Here is a 15,450-nt window from a genome sequence, read left to right on the forward strand (position 1 = left end):
ATGGCCGGATTCTACCTGATCGACCACCACCGGGGCCTTCTGTCGCTCGAACGGGAGGAACTGCTGCGCGAGGCCGAACTGCATGCTTTGCTGGAGCGCCATCCGCAATTGCTGACGGGCGTCCCCGGCTCGGAACTGCCCGAGGAGCCCTATCTGCTTGTGAAGTCGGAGTTCGCCATCGCCGACAGCGAAGCCGGCCAGGACCGCTGGTCGCTCGACATCATGCTGCTCGCCCGTGACGGCACGCCGACGATGGTCGAGGTCAAGCGCGCGGGCGACGCGCGACTGCGCCGCGAGGTCGTCGCCCAGATGCTGGATTATGCCGCCAACGGCATGAACGCGATGACGGCGGAGAGCCTGCGGGCCGCTTTCGAAACGAGCCGCGATGGTGCCGCGGACGATCTGGCGGGCTTCCTTGGCGGCGATGCGGCCTCGGACGATTTCTGGATGCGCGTCCGCGAAAAGCTGGACGCCCGTGACCTGCGGCTGATCTTCGCCGCCAACCGCATCCCTTCGGAACTGCGGACCATCGTCGAGTTCCTGAACGAGCAGATGTCGACCGTCGAAGTGCTGGCGGTCGAAGTCCGCCAATACGTCTCCGGCGATCTCCGCATGGTTTCCTCGGAACTCGTTGGCGACACGGCGCGCGCGGCTCAGCGGAAGGGCTCGACGCCGGTCGGACCGAGATGGACCGAGGATGCGTTCTTCGAGGCGGTGCGCGCGCGGGTTGGAGGTGGGGCGGCCGGCCTGCAGGCGGACCTGCTCCACTGGGCCAGGGAGCATGGATGCCCTGTAGGGGCCGGCCGTCAGCCCCATGGCGGCCTGCATCTGCGTGTGCCCTCTTGTCCGCCGGAGACCCTGCTGAGTCTGGGTGCGGATGGGCGCATCGCCTTCGCCTTCCCCAGCATTGCCGGCGCCATCGGACGCGAGATCGGCGATATCCGGAACGAGGTGGCTTCGATTCCCGGGCTCCGGCTTTCGCCTGCCGAGAAATATCCGAGCGCCGATGTCCTGGATCTCGCCGACGACGGTCGGATGTCCGCCCTGAAGCGGATTCTCGAAAATTGGGTCGCACTCGACCGCGAGCGCAATCAGGGAAGCGGGTAGCGCATGGTGGACCTGAGCGACCTGCTCCGCCTGGAGGGCCTTGAGCCGAAGGACGTTCTGGTCCTGCGCCACCGTCCCCCCGAGCCCGAGCTCGCCCGCGTGCTGCCCTGGCTCGCCGACCAGCGTCCTGACCTGTTCAACGCCTACCAGTCGACGCAGAACCCGCGGGCCGAAAGCGCCCTGTCGAACGCCGTCTACGTGGCGGCGTTCGTCGTGCTGGACGATGGACGGGTCGTATTTGCGGGACTGTATCGAAATGCTGGTTGGTCGCCGATGGACCGGGACGCCTTCCGGGCGCTCGACGCCCACAGGGAACTCGCGCGCTTCGGCATGACCGGCTTCGCGGAGGCGGATGCGGGCGAGACCGTCAGGCGCTTCGATCTTCGTCTCACCGAGACATTCGCCGACTGGAAGGGGCGGCTGATCATCGACTGGCCGCCTCCGCCGATCGCCTGGCACCGCTGGGCCGACCGCAACGTCTTCAGGGTTCGCGCCATTCTGGAAGAGTCGGCCCTGAACCCGCCCATGCCCGACTGGCGCGAACTGGTACTGGGCTGGGAGGAGCTCGACGTGCTTCCGGCGCGCTGGCGCAGCGCACTTACCCAGTGGCGGGGCATCTACCAGATCTACGATGCCTCGGACGGCATGCGCTATGTCGGCGCCGCCTATGGCGGGGAAAACATCCTGGGACGCTGGCAGAACTACGCCGCCAGCGGCCACGGCGACAACCTGCTCCTGAAGGCGCGTGATCCCCACCAATTCCGGTTCAGCATCCTGGAGCGCGTCTCGCCGGACATGATGCCCGACGACGTGATCCGCCTGGAGGCCACCTGGAAGCGACGGCTTCACACCCGCGATCCGGCAGGCCTGAACAGCAACTAGGAGAGCAGCATGACCAGCCCGATGCCGACGATGGCGGCCTATGAGCGGGCGCTTCTGGAACGTCTCTGGGCCTATGCCGACGGGCATCTGGCCGGTCACCTCGACGGCGGGCGGCGGGAGGGTCGGCCGCCGGTGCTGGCGAAGGGCCGGGAGGCGCTGAACGTCGTCGTCCCTGATGTTTCGGAGGCAGAAGCCGTCAGAGCGCTCATGCCGGGAAAGGAGCGCCACCTGCACTATGGCAGCATGAAGAGCTCCCAGGCGCTCGCTCAGAGCATATTTGGCCTGCTGCTGATACGCGGACGCCTGGACCTCCTCGCGGGCCTTGAGGCCGAATGCGGCCGTCCGGCGTTCTTCGCCGATGCAAGCGGCTGGACGGGGCGCCTGGAGCACGAGGTCGAGTCATTGGAGGAACGACGCAAGACCAGCGTCGATGTCTGGCTGAAGGGGCCCGAGGGCGCTCGCGTCGCCGTCGAGTGCAAGTTCGCGGAGAACGAGTTCGGCCGCTGCTCCAGACCGCGGCTGCGCCCGGGCGACTCCGGCTACCCCGAGCAGTTGTGCGACGGCTCCTACAGCGTCCAGCGGGGACGGACGACCCGCTGCAGCCTTTCCGAGATCGGCATTCGCTACTGGGATTACCTGCCGGCGCTCTTCGACTGGCCGGCCGACGTCGATCACGCACTCTGTCCGTTCGGCGAGACCTATCAGATCGGGCGCAATGCACTTGCGGCCACGGTCGGCGACGATGAGAGCGTCGATCCCGGCCGCGGCCATGTCCTGATAGTCTACGATGCCCGCAACCCGGCCTTCGCCGACAACGGCCGTTCGGACCGGCAATGGCGCATGGCGCTGGACGCCTGCCGCGTGCCGGGCCTGCTGCGTCGCGTGACCTGGCAGCGCATCCTCGGGGTCCTGGCCGCGGACGCGTCGATGACGAGGCTTCTCGTCGCGCTGGAGGCCAAGTACGGGCTGTTCCCGGATACGCGCGGGATGACTGCCGCGAGCCGGGAAACAATACCGCGCGATTGATTCGATTATCCGGAAAACCGCAGACTTTCCGACACGACGGAGTTGAGCGGGCATGGTCAGGGTGCACTGAACGCGTGGGATCAAGCCCTGCTGGCCCTGTGCGGGACATCTACCGTAGCGAATTGGCACGCGTTGGTTCAGTCTCGTCCGACGCTCGTGACCGCCGCCGGCAGGGCGGCTGACAATCTCGGCTATCTCCTGAAGGTAGGGAGGGGCCGTCGTTCGGGACGGCCCTTCTCGCCTTAGGCATGGTTGTGTTTGCGCGCGCAACCACCACCAGTTAGCGTTATTCGACGTTCTGCGACGCGGTGGGGGATGTTGTGAGCGACGATCAGGTCTACAGAGTACTCGGGTTCAGCTTCATGGCCATCGGGTCAGGCCTAATGTTTCTCGTTGGGGCCGTCCAGTCCAGACAGCGCGCGCTTTTCAACATTCGCCTTCACCAGACGTTGTTGAGCCGCTGGGCATTGATTGCCATGTGGATGGGCGCCCTCTCAATGGGGATCGGCTGGTATCTTGACCACCACATATGAGTTCGTGGTCTTGAGGCGGGCCGGTCGATCTAGTACACACTTTCCCTCGCCCCGCTCTTTTCGCTACAATTCATCGATTGCGTCGAGAATCCGTCGCAAGGTCCCGGCGCCGACATCATCGCCGCGCGCGTTCCCGAGGGTTCCAAGCGTTGGAGTCAATCCATTCGATGTTGATATTTCCGACGTTTCTTGAAAATAATTAATTGATATAGAAAAGTTACTTTCCAAATCGGAGATATGTCGAAGTATGGAACATTTTATTATTTACATGGCTAGAATTTATAGGAATCAGCGAAAAATAACCAGTACAATTTCCGTATCACTGCTTTTTATATTTATTGGAACCAAAATCACTGTCGTATTGACGGCCAAGGACCGCGAAATATGTGCGGGGCTAAATCGCTTTCTGAGCAATATAAAGGTGGATGAAATTCTAAAAACGGATCGTGACGAGGTGGCTATTTTGAGTAAGCCAGAATCAAGTTATTCTAATGTGGAATACTGGTATTGTCTATTTAATATCTCACTAACATTATTTATAATTTTGAATATAATTTCTATTGCAGCACTTATAGCAGTGACGGTGCATGCCTTCAATCGATCCAAACCGATGGCACTCGGTATTCGAGGTTTTGCGACGATCTTAGTTGCTGTAGCCGCCTGGGTTTCCAGTGCCTCAATGTTCCTTGCAGACATAGATGTCGCAGAAAGCGCAATCTATGCTTGGATGACATTCGACAACTGGGGAATACCTGTGCTGATAGGCGCAACAGCATTTGCGTATATGTTGCTTATAGGCACAATTTGCGACCGTATAGAATTAACTTACCGGTCAGATGGGACCAATCGTTAACGCGGAGGCTGATGATGCAGCGTGATATTGGAGAGTTCCTGGACCACTGCAAATCACGGTGACCTTAGTGGTGTGACCGAGGCGGATGGGTCCATGATGGGGATTTCATCTCATCGCGGCGCATGCGAACCGGGACATCCATCACGCTCGACGCGACCGCGCGGCGCAAGCTCTTAGGCCATCGCCGCGGGCGGCAACGCGCCGCAGAAGCACCTCTGGCGCGTCCTGATCGCCCTGCTGAGCGCGGACGGTTTCGGGCACGAACGCGATCATGGCTGCGACATTCCGGCCGGCAAGGTGGTGCAGGTGATCCTCGACAACTACGCCGCCCACAAGCATGCGAATGTCCGCGCCTGGCTCGACCGACATCCGCGCTGGACCTTCCACTTCACGCCGACGTTCAGTTCCTGGCTGAACGCCGTGGAGGGCTTCTTCGCCAAGCTGTCCCGGCAACGCCCTGAAAACGGCGTCTTCTGCTCCGTCGCCGAGCTGCAGGCCGCCATCAACCGCTTCGTCGCCGAGCACAACCAGAGCCCGAAGCCCTTCGTCTGGTGAGCCGACCTCAATGCCATCATCGCCGCGCGTTCCCGCATCAGAGAGGCTCCGCGAGCGGCGCTCTCGCAAACCACCGACCCATCAGCTATCAAACGGAAGGACTCTCGTTCTGAACGAGGGAGCCAAGCGGCTCAGACCAAGGATAAGGAAGGATCGCCGGCAACGGATATTTTTCGATTGGTCGGGATCCCCTAGGAACCGTATATCAAATTGAAATGAACTAAGGTGGGCTCCTGCCCGACTGGGTGTTCGAGGAAGGATCGACGGATGAAAAAGATCGAACGCGACCCGGCGCTGCAGGTGACGCTGGACCGGGCGTACGCCGCCCTCGGCCCGCGCGCCGCACGGACGGACGGGTCGAACTCACCCACTAGGGCGACATCGGAGGACTCGAGCAGCTCAACCCCGAGCGGGAGTTCAGCTCCAGCGTCGGACGGCGAGGCGAGTATCTCAGCAAGAGAGGCATCGATGGCGATGACGGAGAAGGAAGCCCAGGATCGAATGATGGCCCTGGCCAGACGCTTCAGCAAGGAGCGCAGGGAGGCTCAGTGGGTTCGTCCCGAGCGGGACGAGTACCCGGACGAGGAGGCCTGGGAGGAAGCGTTGGCCGGCTGGAGACGGCGTATGCAGCGAGCGATGGGACCGACCTCGAAGGCCTCCCCGGTCCCGTCTGGGTCGAAGGCTTCGGGGACGTCGACTTCCACGGATACGGAGTAGCCCAGCGTCTCGCCGAGAGCTATGCAGAGGCTCATGACATCGACTACATGCCGCGCGTCTCAGATCTTCGGAACGCCATCGCCGACGTAATCAACGCCAGCAACCCGCACGAATGTGCCAACAACTTCACAGCAACAGGCTACGAAGCCGAGCGATCGGAATGTCTGCTGGCTGATCCTGTTCGCTCGCCCGACCCCAATACGACACTCAATTGATGGGTCAATTGATGGGTAGAAGCCTGACAATGCTGACAAATGATGACTTTTCAATGAGAAATGGCGGAGAGGATGGGATTCGAACCCACGAGGGAGGATTAGTCCCTACTCCCTTAGCAGGGGAGCGCCTTCGACCACTCGGCCACCTCTCCGCCGCCGGGTATAAAGCGCGAGGGCAGGCCAACGCAACCCGCTTGGCGCAGCCCGGCCCGGCGGACAACCGCATCCGCCGCCGAGGGCAGCTCTGTGACCGGTCGGGGGCCTTGTGCGCCGGAACCGCACAGCCCGGTTCATCGGGCTCTGCTGGCCCCCATATCGATCTCCATCAAGCCTGTAGCGTACCTGTCAAGCACAGGAACAGGGCAAGAGCCGGATCGAACCGGCCAGACATGGAGTCCGACAATGAGAAAGATCGCCACTGGACTGATCGCGGCCGCCGGAATCGTCGCGGCCTCGACCACGGCCAACGCCCAGTTGCTGTGCGGCGAACGCGAGAACGTGGTCGAGAAGCTGTCCCGCGGCTATCAGGAGAAACCTGTCGCCATGGGACTGACCTCCTCCGGCGCGGTGGTCGAGATCCTGTCTTCCGGCGAGAACGGCCAGACCTGGACCATGATCGCCACCCGCCCCGACGGCGTGTCCTGCGTCATGGCTACCGGCGAAAGCTGGCAGCCCGTCGAGAGCGAACTCGCCATGAACGAGGAGTCCCTGTAACGCCGGGGACCGCCGCGCGGGTCAGGTCCGCCGCTGTTCCAGCGCAATCCCGGCGGCGTAGAGCTTGTCGATGGCCTCGTCATCCAGACCCGCTTCCCTGAGGATGTCGCGGCCCTGTTCGCCGAAACCGGGCGGAATGCGCCGTACCTGACCCGGCGTCCGGGAAAGCTTCACCGGGATGCCGGTGCCGGTATAGGCGCCGCTCCGCACAACCATCTCCCGCGCGAGCGTTTGCGGGTGTTCGGCGACATCGGGCACCGTCAGCGCCGCCCCCGCGGGCACCCCGTTGCGCATCAGCGTTGTCGCCAGTTCCTCGCCGTCCCATTCCGCGATCAGCGGTATCAGGATGGCGTTCAGCGTCTCGCGATGGCCCGAACGCTCCGCGTTGCTGCCGAAGCGCGGATCGCCGGCCACGTCGGGCCGGCCCAGCACGTCCATCAGGCGGCGGAACTGCCGGTCATTGCCGACCGCCAGAAACACGTCGCGCCCCTTCGTCCTGTAGAGGTCGTAAGGAAAGACGTTGGGATGGCCGTTGCCGGTCAGCTTCGGCGCGTTGCCGGACTGATAGAAGTTCGGCGCATGCGGGTGCTGCAGCGCGAAACCGCAGTCGTAGAGCGTCGCCTCGATGGACTGGCCCCGGCCGGAGCGTTCGCGTTCGTAGAGTGCGGAGAGAATGCCGATGGCGGCATAGAGACCGGTGCCGAGATCCACCAGCGGAATGCCGAGGCGCATCGCCCCGGATTCGGGCGAGCCGTTGACCGACAGCAGCCCGGCCCAGGCCTGGATCGCCGCATCGTAGCCCGGCTGGCCACCGAAAGGGCCGTTGCCGCCGAATCCGGAGATCTGGCAATGCACCAGCTTCGGAAAGCGCTCGGCCAGCACCTCGCGGTAGCCCAGGCCCCATTTCTCCAGGCTGCCCGGCTTGAAGTTCTCGATCAGGACGTCGGCGCCTTCCAGCAGGGTGAACAGTACCTCCCGCCCCTCCGGCTTGCCGAGATCGAGGCCGAGCGATCGCTTGTTGCGGTTGACGCCGGAGAAATAGGCCGAGAGACCGGCCTTGAACGGCGGGCCCCAGTCCCGGGTCTCGTCGCCCTGCGGCGGTTCCAGCTTGATCACGTCCGCGCCGTGATCGGCCAGGATCTGGGTGCAGTAGGGTCCGCCCAGCACGCGGGTCAGGTCGATGACTTTCAGGCCGTCCAGCGCGCCCATGCGTTCCTCCAGCGTTCGATGCTCCGTCGGCCCCGGATGGCCGCGCCGTCAGTCCCGCGGCAGTTGGTGCTTGGTGACCTTGCCGGTGGCGTTGTGCGGCAGTTCGTCCATGAAGCGGACCGACTTCGGCACCTTGAACTTCGCCAGGTTGTCGCGGCAATGGCCGATGATGGCGTCTTCGGTCAGGTTCGAACCCTCCCGGGTGACCACGAAGGCGCGTCCGACCTCCCCCCAGCGGTCGTCCGCCACCCCGATCACCGCGGTCTCGGCGACGCCGTCCAGCCTGTAGATCACGTTCTCGATCTCGGCCGGATAGACGTTCTCGCCGCCGGAGATGAACATGTCCTTGTAGCGGTCGACGATGGTGACGAAGCCTTCCTCGTCCATGCAGGCGGCGTCGCCGGTATGGAACCAGCCGTCGGTGAACTCGGTCGCGTTGGCGTCGGGCCGGTTCCAGTAACCCGGCGTGACCGTCGGCCCCTTGATCCAGAGCTCGCCGTTGACGCCGGCGGGGACGTCCCGGCCCTGCTCGTCCACCACACGCACCGAGGTGTGCATCACCGCCTGCCCGGCCGAGCCGATCTTCTCCATGGCCCGATGCCTGGGCAGCAGCGTACCCAGCGTGCAGGTCTCCGTCATGCCCCAGCCGTTCTGCAGGATGATCCCCCGCTCGGCATAGGTCTCCAGCAGGCTCTGCGGGCAGGCCGCGCCGCCGATCCCGAGGCAGACGATACGAGAGAGATCGGCCGATCCGAACGCCTCGAGCTGCGACGCGAAGAGGAAGTTGGTGGGCACGCCGAAAGCGTGGCTGACGCCCAGCTCCGGATCCGAAAGCACGTTCAGGAAGTCCAGCGGATCGAAAGTGCGCATCACGACATTGGTGGCGCCGATGTGGAAGTTGGGATTGGCGAAGAGCTGCAGCCCGCCGACGTGGAACAGCGGCAGGAAGACCAGCCCGACCGAGCGGCAGGTCAGTTCGCACTTCATCGCGGCGTTCACGGCGTTGAAGAAGGCCTGGCCATGGGTGATGCGCGCGCCCTTCGGCCGTCCCGTGGTGCCGGAGGTGTAGACCAGCGCCCAGGTATCATCGTGGATCAGGGGCTCGATCGGGCACTTGCCGCGAGTCGCGGCGAGCCCCTTTTCGTAGTCGCTGGGTTCGCCGTCGGCGCACTGGACCAGATGCGGCGTGCCGACCGTCTTCGTGACCGCGCGGGCGGCATCCATGAACTCGGCGCCGGCGATCAGCGCCCGGGGGTCGGCGTCGCCGACGATGAACTCCAGCTCCGGTACGGCGAGGCGCCAGTTCAGCGGCAGGAAGATCGCACCGATCCGGCGGCAGGCGAACTCCACCTCGAAGTGGTCCGACGAATTGTGGGCCAGCATCGCCACCCTGCCGCCCTTGCCGACGCCCAGGCCGTCGCGCAGGTAGAGCGCGCAGGCGTCCACCCTGGCGTCGAAGTCCCGGTAGGTCTGCCGCCGCCCGGAATACAGGTCGATGACGGCCATCGCCTCGGGCGTGACCCCTGCGTGGTGGGAAATCCAGTCATAGACGGGCAGGGTCATCGGTCAGGCTCCACAGCTGGCGCGCAGCATGTTCATGACCAGTTCGAGCATGTTGGCCCGCACCTCGGCGTCGGAAAGCCGCCCGCCGGGCCGGTGCCATGTGTACATCCAGGAGATCATGCCACCGAGCGCCAGCGTCGCCATGCCGACGTCGCGCACGCGGAACTGGCCCTTGTCGACCCCTTCCTGGATGAGCGCCGCCAGCTTCGTGTCGAACTCCGCGCGCATGTCGTCGATCTTCCGCGCCGATTCCTCGGGGACGTACTGCTGTTCGCGGAAGTAGACGGCGACATTGGCGCGATGGTCGATCAGCACCTGCACGAATTCCTCGACGGCGTCGGCCAGACGCATCTTCGGATCGCCCTCGCGGTCATGCGCCCTGGTGATCGCTTCCAGCGACCTGGCCGTGCCGCGCTCGGAAATCTCGCCCAGCAGCGCCGCCTTGTTCTCGAAGTGGGAGTAGATGAAGGGCTTGGTGACCTCCAGACGCTTGGCCACGGCGTCGAGCGTCGTCCCCTGGTAGCCTCTCTCGAAGAAGAGCTGGCGCGCCTCTTCCAGAATACGCTCGCGCTTGAGCCGCGCGATCTCCTCCCGCATCGCGGACCGCATTCGCAATCTCCCCGCCTCTGACGGCTTTGCGCCGTCCTTCTTGAACAATCCGCCCCCCACCAACCCACGGCGGCAACGAAGTAGGCCGGGATACTAACAGGTACGTACCGAAACCGAACCCCGTTCTTTACGAATTCGTGTCGTAGAGTCCCTCATCCCGCATGGCGCGGTAGGCGGACACCGTCGTCTCCGCCAGACGTTCGATGTCCCCGTCCGTGGTGGCCGTGGACAGACATCCCAGCCCATAGCCGGAGGCGAAAATACCGCCGCCGATCAGGTGGCGGTGCAGCGCGGGAATCCGTTCCGCCTCCTGCCCCTGCGGATAGGCGTCGCGATAGGTCTCCATCCGCCGGCCGTGGAGATGCAGGCGGAACAGCGACCCCCCGCCGGTCACCTGTCCCGGCACATTGGCGATGCGGATCGCCTCGCGCAGCATCTCCCGGCAACGCTCGCCCTTCGCGTTCAGCGCCTCGACGGCTTCCTGCGTCCAGTCGGCCATGGCCGCGCGGCCCGCCGCCATGGTCATCGGGTTGGCGTTGAAGGTGCCGCCGTGAGGCAGCGGGGCCTTGGCGCCGCTGACCTCGAAAACGCTCATGTGCTCCCGGTCCCCGGCGACGGCGCCAACCGCCAGACCGCCACCGATGATCTTGCCCAGCGCTGTGAAATCGGGACGGATGCCCATCAGCGACTGGGTGCCGCCGTGGGCCTGGCGGAAGGCGATCACCTCGTCGAAGATCAGCAGCGCGCCGGTGCGGGCGCGGAACCGGGTCAGCACGTCCAGAAAGGCCTGGCTGGGGGGCAGCAGGCCGATCTGCGTCGACACCGGATCGAACAGGATGCCGGCCAGCTCGTCGGCGTACTCATTCAGGATCGCTTCCGCCCGCTCCGGGTCGTTGAACGGAATGACGACCACGTCGGAAAGGACGCCCTGCGGCGTGCCGCGGCTGTAGGCCACGCTCCGGGGTTTCTCGGCCGCGCCCCAGCTCTCGGGACCGGCGCCCAGGCTCACCTCGGCGAAGTCGTATGAGCCGTGATAGGCGCCCTCGCATTTGGCGATCCGGGGACGTCCGGTATAGGCCCGCGCCGCCTTGATCGCGTTCATCACCGCTTCCGAGCCCGAATTGCAGAACCGGATCATGTCCCAGCCCTCGACCCGCGCCGTCAGCGTCTCGGCCAGTTCGATCTCCGCTTCCGTGGCGAAGGAGAACGCGGTGCCGCGCGCCGCCTGTTCCTGCAACGCGGCGACAACGCCCGCATGGGCGTGGCCGTGGATCAGGGAAGTGAAATTGTTGTTGAAGTCGATCAGTTCGTTGCCGTCGACATCGACCACCTTCGAGCCATGGCCTTCCTTTACGTAAATTGCGTGCGGCGTGAGACGTGTCGTGGAGCGGCTGCCGCCGTCGGGCAACACCTGCATGGCGCGCTGGGTCAGCTTCGCGGAGCGCGATTCGGGATCGGGAAACATGGCGGCGACCTCCCCTTTTACCACGGTCGAGCACGGCGCTTGCAGCCGTCTCGGCCCGCCCCCGGACTCGATCCCGGGGTCCAGCCGGCATTGCCGCATTACTGCGTTCCGGGATCAAGTCCCGCAACGACAGAAGGCACTGCATTGAAGTCGGAACGGCCGCGCGCGACACTGGCGGCCATGCGAGGGGGGAGGACAGGCTTGAAGGACAACAGCATTCGACCGCCATGGCGCATCGGCGTCGATGTCGGCGGCACGTTCACGGACATGGCGCTGGTGGACGCCGCAGGCGCGCTGCGCGTCTTCAAGTCGCCCTCGGTGCCGAGCGACCCGGCCGCCGGGGTCATCGGCGTGCTGGAACACGCCGCCGGGGAACTTGGCGGGCCGCTGGGAGAGCTGCTCGCCGGCTGCCGGCTGTTCGTCCACGGCTCCACCATCGCCACCAACACGATCCTGGAAAGGAAGGGCGCCCGGATCGGCATGATCGTCAGCGACGGGCTGCGCGACGCCCTGGAGATCCGCCGCGGCTTCCGCGCCGACCAGTGGGACCACCGCGCGCCCAACCCGCCGGTGCTGGCGCCGCGTTTTCTCCGGCGCCCGGTCAAGGCGCGGCTCGACAAGGACGGCCGCATCGACACCCCTCTGGACGAGGACGATGTCAGGGCCGCGGCCGAGGTCTTCGCGCGCGAAGGCGTCGAGAGCGTCGCCGTCTGCCTGCACAACGCCTATGCCGACGGCGTGCAGGAGCGGCGGGTCGCGGAACTGCTGGCCGACCGCTGGAGCGGCGAGCGGATGTCGCTGTCCCACGTGGTCAACCCGGTGGTTGGCGAATACGAACGCGGCTCGACGGTCGCCATGAACGCCTATGTAGCCCCGAAGGTCGTCGGTTACCTGCAGCGCCTCAACGACCGCCTGCTGGATCTCGGGCTGCCAAACCCGATCCTGCTGGTGCAGTCGAACGGCGGCGTCGTATCCGTGCGGGAGGCGGCGGAGCGTCCCGTCAATCTGACGCTTTCCGGACCCGCTGCCGGCGTCGGCGCGCTGAAACTCTACCGCCAGCTCACGGGTCTCGATGACCTGGTGGCCATGGAAATCGGCGGCACCAGTTGCGACGTCACCCTGATGGCGGGCGGCGAAGCCCCGGTTTCCGACCAGCTCGAGATCGACGGCTATCACCTGGCAACGCCCGCGATCGACATTCACACTGTTGGCGCGGGCGGCGGGACGCTGGCCGGCGTCGACAACGGCGGCATGCTCCGCGTGGGCCCGGAGGGGGCCGGCGCGGACCCGGGGCCCGCGGCCTACGGCAAGGGCAACGACCGCCCGACGGCGACCGATGCGCATCTGGCGCTGGGCCGGCTGCGTCCCGGGCCGATGGGCGGCGGCGCGGTCTCCCTCGACCCCGACCGCGCCCGGCTGGCCATCGAGACCCATGTCGCGAAGCCGCTCGGCCTGTCGATCGAGGACGCGGCGATCGGCATCCTGCGCCTGCTGGAGCAGAACCTGCTGCACGCGGTCGAGCGGCTGTCGGTCGAGCGCGGCTACGATCCCAAGGCGTTCACGCTCGTCGCCGCGGGCGGCGCGGGCCCGATGCACGGCGCGGCCGTGGCCAGGACGCTGGGCTGCCGACGGGTCTTCGCGCCGCAGCAGGCCGGCGCCTTCTGTGCGCTCGGCATGCTCTGGTCGGACGTTCGTCTCGATTCTCTTCGGGTCATGGACGGCGATCTCGACGCCACGCCGGACGCCGAACTGGAGGCAGGTTTCGCGCCGCTGCTGGAGGAGGGCCGCGCCGCACTGGCCAGGGAAGGCTTCGAGGGCGCGGCGGCGGATCTGCAGCGCGTGCTCGACCTCCGCTACAAGGGCCAGCAATGGTCTCTGCGCACCGCCATCGACGGCTTCGACCGTGCAGCGATCCGGCGCGCCTTCGAGGCCGACCACGCCCGCCGCTTCGGCCATATCCAGCCCGGCGGCACGATCCTGATCACGGCGCTGCGGCTGGTCGCGACGGGCCGCATCGACCGTCAGCCCCCTGCCCCGGCGAAAGTCGCCTCGGGCAAGCCCCCCGAGCCGACCGACCGCCGACGGTGTTTTGTCGACGCACGCACAGGATGGCGGGACGTCCCGGTCTACCGCGCCGAAGACATGACACCCGGCTCGACGATCGAAGGCCCGCTGATCGTCGAAGCGCCGACCACCACCATCCTGGCCGGCGACGGCGACCGCGTCAGCGTCGACGCCCATGGCCACTACATGATCGAGATCGGAGAGAACCGATGAGCATCGATCCCGTCACGCTCGCGCTGGTGCAGAACCGGCTGGATCACATCTCACGCCAGATGGGCTTCGTCATGACCCGCACGGCGCGCAGCCCGATCTTCAACCAGAGCCACGACTTCTCCTGCTTCATCGCCGACGCCGCCGGCACGCTGATCAGCCAGGCCGACGGCATCCCGATCCACACCGGTGGCGGCGGCTTCACCGTGCGGGCGCTGATCGAGGCGTTCGAGGGGCGCATCCGCCCCGATGATGTCTTTCTCTCCAACGACCCCTATGTCGCCGGGGGCAATCACCTGCCCGACTGGGTGATCTCCCGGCCGGTCTTCGTCGAGGGCGAACTGGCGGCCTGGGCCTGTAATCGGGCCCACCAGTCGGACATCGGCGGCGGCGCCGCCGGCACCTACAACCCGGAGGCGACGGAGATCTTCCACGAAGGGCTGCGCCTGCCGCCGCTCCGGCTGATCGAGAAGGGCGAGACCCGTGACGATCTCTGGGCACTGCTGCTGCTCAACAGCCGCACGCCGGAACTGATGGACGGCGACCTGCGCGCCATGATCGGCTCAACGCGGATCGGCGCGGAGCGGATCGAGGAGCTGCTGCGCGACCTGGGCCGGGCCGAGGGCGCGGGCTATTTCGATGCGCTGCTGGACTATGCCGACATGCGGTTCCGGGAAGCCTGCGCGGAGATCCCGCACGGCCGCTACGAGGCCGAGGAGATCACCGACAATGACTGCTTCGAGAAGCGCGATATCCATATCCGGGTCCGCATCGACCGGACGGCCGACGGACTGACCGTCGACTTCACCGGCACCGACCCGCAGATGAAGGGGTTCAAGAACTCCTCGATCGCCAACACCTACTCTGCGGTCTACATGGCGCTTTCGTCCTTTTTCGATCCCGATCTGCCGCGCAACGAAGGCGCCTTTCGCTCGGTGAAGATCGTCGCGCCGCTCGGCACGGTGGTGAACCCGCGCCCGCCGGCGCCGATGACCATGTGCACGGTCTTCGTCGCCCACGAAATCGTCCACGCCATCTGGAAGGCGCTGGGCGACGCCGTGCCGTCCCGGGCCTGCGCCGGCTGGGGCAAGACCATCCATAACATCACCTCGGGCCGGGCGCCCGGCAGCACCGAGCCCTTCGTGATGTACAACTGGGCCGCCAACGCCGCCGGCGGCGCGGTCCGGGGCCGCGACGGCTTCAACCAGATCGGGCTGCTGATCGCGCTGGGCGGGCTGCACCTGCCCAATGCCGAGACCTACGAACGGATCTATCCGGTGCGCATCCTGCAGCAGGAATTCCGCACCGACGGCGGCGGCGCCGGCGAATTCCGCGGCGGCACCGGCGTGGACTACCGCGTCGAGACCCTGACCGCGGCGACCTACTCGTTCCGGGGCGAGGGAATCGGCCAGGTCTCCGGCTTCGGCATCAAGGGCGGCGGCGGCGGACTGACCGGCTCGATGACCCTCCACCCCGCCGGGGATGAGGATTTCGAGGCGCCGCAATACGGCGTCCGCCACTTCCCGCCGGCCCTGCTGGAAGCCCATTCGCCCGGCGGCGGCGGCTATGGCGATCCGCGGAAGCGGTCCGTCGAGGCGGTGCTGCGCGACGTGATGGACGGCGTGGTCAGCCCGGAAGCGGCCGAGCGGGCCTACGGCGTCGCCATCGCCCCGGACGGCCGCTCGGTCGACGTCCGGCGGACCACCGAGTTGCGCGGCGCGGCCTGAC

At 65.9% G+C, this 15,450-nt stretch carries 12 protein-coding genes, 1 tRNA gene and 1 pseudogene; 8 read left to right on the forward strand and 6 right to left on the reverse strand.

The window, feature by feature from the left end:
- The 5 genes and pseudogenes from CWC60_RS15105 to CWC60_RS15125 form a co-directional block, all read left to right on the forward strand.
- Positions 1-1,107: a hypothetical protein gene (locus CWC60_RS15105; RefSeq protein WP_109796406.1), complete on the forward strand. Its 1,107-nt coding sequence runs from the start codon at positions 1-3 to the stop codon at positions 1,105-1,107.
- A 3-nt stretch (positions 1,108-1,110) separates the two neighbouring features.
- A complete protein-coding gene (locus tag CWC60_RS15110) occupies positions 1,111-1,989 on the forward strand; it encodes a GIY-YIG nuclease family protein (protein WP_109794771.1) in 879 nt (292 codons plus the stop codon).
- 9 nt (positions 1,990-1,998) lie between these two features.
- Entirely contained in the window at positions 1,999-3,015 is a 1,017-nt protein-coding gene (locus tag CWC60_RS15115) for a PGN_0703 family putative restriction endonuclease (protein ID WP_109794772.1), read from the forward strand.
- 780 nt (positions 3,016-3,795) lie between these two features.
- Entirely contained in the window at positions 3,796-4,401 is a 606-nt protein-coding gene (locus CWC60_RS23305) for a hypothetical protein (RefSeq protein ID WP_125182798.1), read from the forward strand.
- A gap of 282 nt (positions 4,402-4,683) precedes the next feature.
- A pseudogene (locus tag CWC60_RS15125) lies at positions 4,684-4,953 on the forward strand (transposase); the annotation flags it as partial.
- 548 nt (positions 4,954-5,501) lie between these two features.
- Here the strand turns inward: CWC60_RS15125 and CWC60_RS23310 are convergent.
- Together CWC60_RS23310 and CWC60_RS15135 are read right to left on the reverse strand one after the other, a co-directional pair.
- Complete coding sequence (locus CWC60_RS23310; RefSeq protein ID WP_125182799.1) at positions 5,502-5,708, reverse strand: hypothetical protein; 207 nt, start codon at positions 5,706-5,708, stop codon at positions 5,502-5,504.
- Positions 5,709-5,949: 241 nt separating this feature from the next.
- Positions 5,950-6,040 (reverse strand) — tRNA-Ser (locus CWC60_RS15135).
- Positions 6,041-6,290: 250 nt separating this feature from the next.
- On the opposite strand from CWC60_RS15135, the gene CWC60_RS15140 reads away from it, so the two are divergent.
- Complete coding sequence (locus CWC60_RS15140; protein ID WP_109794775.1) at positions 6,291-6,602, forward strand: hypothetical protein; 312 nt, start codon at positions 6,291-6,293, stop codon at positions 6,600-6,602.
- 21 nt (positions 6,603-6,623) lie between these two features.
- On the opposite strand, the gene CWC60_RS15145 is transcribed toward CWC60_RS15140, so the two are convergent.
- From CWC60_RS15145 to CWC60_RS15160, 4 genes are all read right to left on the reverse strand, one after another.
- Positions 6,624-7,811 carry a CaiB/BaiF CoA transferase family protein gene (locus CWC60_RS15145; protein ID WP_109794776.1) on the reverse strand — a complete coding sequence of 396 codons (1,188 nt, stop codon included), beginning with the start codon at positions 7,809-7,811 and terminating at the stop codon, positions 6,624-6,626.
- A gap of 48 nt (positions 7,812-7,859) precedes the next feature.
- On the reverse strand, positions 7,860-9,374 hold the full coding sequence (locus CWC60_RS15150) for an acyl-CoA synthetase (RefSeq protein WP_109794777.1): 1,515 nt from the start codon (positions 9,372-9,374) through the stop codon (positions 7,860-7,862).
- A 3-nt stretch (positions 9,375-9,377) separates the two neighbouring features.
- Entirely contained in the window at positions 9,378-9,983 is a 606-nt protein-coding gene (locus CWC60_RS15155; protein WP_109794778.1) for a TetR/AcrR family transcriptional regulator, read from the reverse strand.
- 127 nt (positions 9,984-10,110) lie between these two features.
- Entirely contained in the window at positions 10,111-11,448 is a 1,338-nt protein-coding gene (locus tag CWC60_RS15160) for an aspartate aminotransferase family protein (protein ID WP_109794779.1), read from the reverse strand.
- Positions 11,449-11,649: 201 nt separating this feature from the next.
- Here CWC60_RS15160 and CWC60_RS15165 point away from each other — a divergent pair, with 201 nt between their 5' ends.
- The gene (locus tag CWC60_RS15165; RefSeq protein ID WP_206419953.1) at positions 11,650-13,725 is read left to right on the forward strand and encodes a hydantoinase/oxoprolinase family protein; all 2,076 of its coding nucleotides are present in this window, start codon (positions 11,650-11,652) and stop codon (positions 13,723-13,725) included.
- Positions 13,722-15,449 carry a hydantoinase B/oxoprolinase family protein gene (locus CWC60_RS15170; RefSeq protein ID WP_109794780.1) on the forward strand — a complete coding sequence of 576 codons (1,728 nt, stop codon included), beginning with the start codon at positions 13,722-13,724 and terminating at the stop codon, positions 15,447-15,449. The genes CWC60_RS15165 and CWC60_RS15170 overlap by 4 nt, the downstream gene beginning before the upstream one ends.
- Position 15,450: the final 1 nt, after the last annotated feature.

Source organism: Minwuia thermotolerans (genome assembly GCF_002924445.1).
Classification (GTDB): domain Bacteria; phylum Pseudomonadota; class Alphaproteobacteria; order Minwuiales; family Minwuiaceae; genus Minwuia; species Minwuia thermotolerans.